Below are 1555 nucleotides of genomic sequence, written 5' to 3' on the forward strand. Positions count from 1 at the left end.
TAAGGAGGTGATCCAGCGCCAGGTTCCCCTAGCGCTACCTTGTTACGACTTCACCCCAGTCATGAACCACAAAGTGGTAAGCGTCCCCCCGAAGGTTAAACTACCTACTTCTTTTGCAGCCCACTCCCATGGTGTGACGGGCGGTGTGTACAAGGCCCGGGAACGTATTCACCGTGGCATTCTGATCCACGATTACTAGCGATTCCGACTTCATGGAGTCGAGTTGCAGACTCCAATCCGGACTACGACGCACTTTTTGGGATTCGCTCACTTTCGCAAGTTGGCCGCCCTCTGTATGCGCCATTGTAGCACGTGTGTAGCCCTACTCGTAAGGGCCATGATGACTTGACGTCGTCCCCACCTTCCTCCGGTTTATCACCGGCAGTCTCCCTGGAGTTCCCGACATTACTCGCTGGCAAACAAGGATAAGGGTTGCGCTCGTTGCGGGACTTAACCCAACATTTCACAACACGAGCTGACGACAGCCATGCAGCACCTGTCTCAGAGTTCCCGAAGGCACCAATCCATCTCTGGAAAGTTCTCTGGATGTCAAGAGTAGGTAAGGTTCTTCGCGTTGCATCGAATTAAACCACATGCTCCACCGCTTGTGCGGGCCCCCGTCAATTCATTTGAGTTTTAATCTTGCGACCGTACTCCCCAGGCGGTCTACTTAACGCGTTAGCTCCGAAAGCCACGGCTCAAGGCCACAACCTCCAAGTAGACATCGTTTACGGCGTGGACTACCAGGGTATCTAATCCTGTTTGCTCCCCACGCTTTCGCATCTGAGTGTCAGTATCTGTCCAGGGGGCCGCCTTCGCCACCGGTATTCCTTCAGATCTCTACGCATTTCACCGCTACACCTGAAATTCTACCCCCCTCTACAGTACTCTAGTCTGCCAGTTTCAAATGCTATTCCGAGGTTGAGCCCCGGGCTTTCACATCTGACTTAACAAACCACCTGCATGCGCTTTACGCCCAGTAATTCCGATTAACGCTCGCACCCTCCGTATTACCGCGGCTGCTGGCACGGAGTTAGCCGGTGCTTCTTCTGTCGCTAACGTCAAATAATGCAGCTATTAACTACACTACCTTCCTCACGACTGAAAGTGCTTTACAACCCGAAGGCCTTCTTCACACACGCGGCATGGCTGCATCAGGCTTGCGCCCATTGTGCAATATTCCCCACTGCTGCCTCCCGTAGGAGTCTGGACCGTGTCTCAGTTCCAGTGTGGCTGATCATCCTCTCAGACCAGCTAGGGATCGTCGCCTTGGTGAGCCCTTACCTCACCAACTAGCTAATCCCACCTAGGCATATCCTGACGCGAGAGGCCCGAAGGTCCCCCTCTTTGGCCCGTAGGCATCATGCGGTATTAGCCATCGTTTCCAATGGTTATCCCCCACATCAGGGCAATTTCCTAGGCATTACTCACCCGTCCGCCGCTCGACGCCGTTATCGTTCCCCGAAGGTTCAGATAACTCGTTTCCGCTCGACTTGCATGTGTTAGGCCTGCCGCCAGCGTTCAATCTGAGCCATGATCAAACTCTTCAATTTAA

At 53.6% G+C, this 1555-nt stretch carries 1 rRNA gene; it reads right to left on the reverse strand.

The window, feature by feature from the left end:
* A 16S ribosomal RNA gene (locus tag R8N46_RS24610) occupies positions 1-1553 on the reverse strand.
* Positions 1554-1555: the final 2 nt, after the last annotated feature.

The sequence above is a fragment of the Vibrio sp. 1874 genome (assembly GCF_033344395.1).
GTDB classification, from domain to species: Bacteria; Pseudomonadota; Gammaproteobacteria; order Enterobacterales; family Vibrionaceae; genus Vibrio; species Vibrio alginolyticus.